2 protein-coding genes and 1 riboswitch are annotated in these 3,190 nt (G+C 31.0%); both genes read right to left on the bottom strand.

All coding sequences use genetic code 11. The features are described from left to right. Positions 1–380: 380 nt before the first annotated feature. Positions 381–1,709, bottom strand: coding sequence for an NCS2 family permease (locus ACFCYN_RS25235; protein ID WP_172447766.1), 1,329 nt, complete (start codon positions 1,707–1,709; stop codon positions 381–383). Positions 1,710–1,878: 169 nt separating this feature from the next. Then, a riboswitch (purine riboswitch) is annotated at positions 1,879–1,977 on the bottom strand. 293 nt (positions 1,978–2,270) lie between these two features. After that, the gene (locus tag ACFCYN_RS25230; RefSeq protein WP_375952899.1) at positions 2,271–2,624 is read right to left on the bottom strand and encodes a VOC family protein; all 354 of its coding nucleotides are present in this window, start codon (positions 2,622–2,624) and stop codon (positions 2,271–2,273) included. Between the last annotated feature and the right edge of the window lie 566 nt (positions 2,625–3,190).

Raw genomic sequence — 3,190 nt, 5'->3', positions numbered from 1 at the left:
CTCTCCATAAAAGTTAAGTTTAAATCTTGTATTGCTCAAAAAACTAATAATTGACGTTTACTTCATGTTTTGTTTAGTTTTCAAAGTTCATTTTCCGCCGCTCAGAAGCGACTTTTAAATCTTAACATTTAAAGCTTGTTTTAGTCAACAACTTTTTAAATGTTTTTGATTTTTATTTTGTTTTGTTTTCCCTTATTTGGGACAACATAGAATAATATATCAGTTATTTAGATTAATTACAACACTAAATTAAAAGAACTATTATTCTGAATTATTAGGATGGAATATATTTATCTCAATACTACCTTCTATATGAGATCAAAAAAAAACCAGCCTTCTAATTTGAAGGCTGGTTTTTTTTAACCGTTCTATTTATTAACCTATTCTCTAAAGAATGCTAAGAATAGCAAGAACACTACAAACAATACGTACATTACTGGATGAACTTTTTTAATTTTTCCAGCAGCGATCATTGAAATCGGATAGAAAATGAAACCAACTGCAATCCCCGTTGCAATACTATAAGTTAAAGGCATTGCAATGATTGTAAAGAATGCTGGTACCGCAATTTCGAATTTCTTCCAATCTATTTGACCAATTGAAGAAACCATTAATACTCCGACTACTATTAATGCAGGTGAAGTTACCGCTGCAGTTACTACTCCTAAAAGTGGTGCGAAGAATAATGCTAATAAGAATAAGATACCTGTTACTACAGCAGAGAAACCTGTACGACCACCAGCAGCTACACCAGCAGTTGACTCAATATAAGAAGTCGTTGTACTTGTACCTAAAGTTGAACCAACTACTACAGCTGTTGCATCAACCATTAATGCTTTACCTGCTCTTTCAAGCTTGTTCTCTTTTAATAAACCAGCTTGGTTAGCTACTGCTACTAATGTTCCAGTTGCATCGAAGAAATCTACAATAAAGAAAGTTAATACTACAGCAAACATTTTACCTGAAGAGAATACATCTGGAATATGTTTAATTGCTTGACCAAAAGTCGGAGCAATACTTGGAACCGGACCAACAACTGAAGACGGTAAATCGATAATTCCAAAAACCATTCCTGCAATAGCAGTGATGATCATCCCTAAAAATACACCAGCTTTAATTTTTCTAGCCATTAATACTACTGTAATTACTAAACCGAAAATCGTTAATAAAACACCAGGTTCATTAAATTTACCTAACGCAACAAATGTTGCAGGGTTACTGACGATGATACCTGAATTTTTCAAACCAACAAAAGTAATAAAGAATCCAATACCGCTACCGATTGCTAATTTTAATTCAATTGGAATTGCATTTATAATTTGTTCACGAAGACCTGTTAATGAAAGAATGATGAAAATAATACCTGAAACAAATACACCAGCTAATGCAGTTTGCCAAGGAACACCCATTCCAAGAACTACGTTAAAAGCAAAGAAAGCATTTAATCCCATACCAGGTGCTAAAGCAATTGGATATTTTGCATATATACCCATTAAAATCGATCCGTATGCTGCCGCTAATGATGTAGCAACGAAAATCGCTTCTTTATTCATTCTTAATGCTTCAGGAAAATCCTTTATATCTGATAATGATAAAACTGATGGATTTACGAATAATATATAAGCCATCGCTAAGAATGTAGTTAATCCAGCAATTGTTTCTTGACGATATGATGTACCTAACTTGTTGAACTCAAAATAATTACTGATACGTTCTTTCATGTGATCCTCCTAAGTTTTAGTCTTAAAAGTCGGTCTCTATTTAGAAAATAGAAAAGGCACTTTTACACATTGGTAAAAGCGCCTATCACGAGTAGTTTCATTTTGAACTTATTAACCCTAGAATAGTAGAATAATAGCTAAATAGCGGGTTAGTAACATTCAAAAATCATCACTTCGTAGTCCGCCGTTTACGGTGGCGGGTAGAGACGCTAGTCCATATTCACTAGCATATACGACAAGTTATGACAAATTCTTTATTTATTTTACATCCTTATATTACAATCAGATTTAATTAGTGTCAACAGAAAAAACGAACATTTTTAATAAAATATTCGTTTTCGTTCGTTTTTACCATATTTTAGTTATTATATTATACTTATTCATTTGGTAATTCATATTTCGGTCATAAAAACCAATTAATTCACAGTAAATTCTTATAATTATTGTACTATAAACTGGTCAATAATAAAAATTTATCGTACAAAAAAGCAATTTCCACTTATTTTAAAAGAGATTATAGCTTTTTAAATTTTTTTAATTGTACCTATACTATTTCTTCTCCCAAAGTTCAATCCATCTACCATCAGGATCTGAAATCCATGCAAATGCTCCGTATTCCCCAATTTCAGGATCTTTTAGTAGTTTTACACCAATTCCATTAAAATGATGTACCCATTCGTTAAGATCATCTACCTGCAAATTTAACATGACCGATTGTTCTTTCGGAAAATACTCACTGTCGTGTTTAAATAGAGAGAATATTGTTTCGTTATCCGAATCTGGTTTAATAATTGCTCCATTCCACTCTTCTAGAGATATTAGCAATGTTTCTTTGTACCATTTCTTTAATGCTTCAATATCATTAGTTCTCCAAAAAATGCCGCCAAACCCTTTAATCTTCATTCATCAAACCCCCAATTCTTTTACTTAGTTAAAATATGTATTGAAATCTTTTCTAAAAAAACTCATCTACATCTCTAAAATGCACAATTCTCCAAGCAAAGATACCAATAATTTGATGCGTCTGCTAGTGCTCACAATCTTCTATTAGACATTTTTTCTTCTAAATCCTTTTTTGAAGATTCAACATATTAATAAAAAAAGGCTATACCCCCTTATTAAAAAGAGATTATAGCCTTTTGTATTATTCCCACTCAATATTCATTTAAATATTTTAAATAAAATTTTCATATTCCTAAAGGTTCTTGGAATACTGCAAATCGATTAAAACATTAGATATTAATGTTAATTGGAGTCAAATTAGAGTCGTAATATACTCAAAAAAAATTGTTCGGATTTATCATACTCTTTAAAGTGGACTACAATACTATCAATTGGAGGATGAAAAAATAGCACCTTTCATTTTGTCATTTTTCTCACTAAATTTAAAAGTGAAATAGCCTATTTAATAATATGCTATTTTACTTTTTATTTGTATTCATTTCGTCTTTTAACATCCAATACAATAG

Source organism: Gottfriedia sp. NPDC056225 (assembly GCF_042267765.1).
Classification (GTDB): domain Bacteria; phylum Bacillota; class Bacilli; order Bacillales; family Bacillaceae_G; genus Gottfriedia.
Note: the sequence above shows the minus strand (reverse complement) of the source record. Positions and strands in the feature narration are given on the sequence as shown.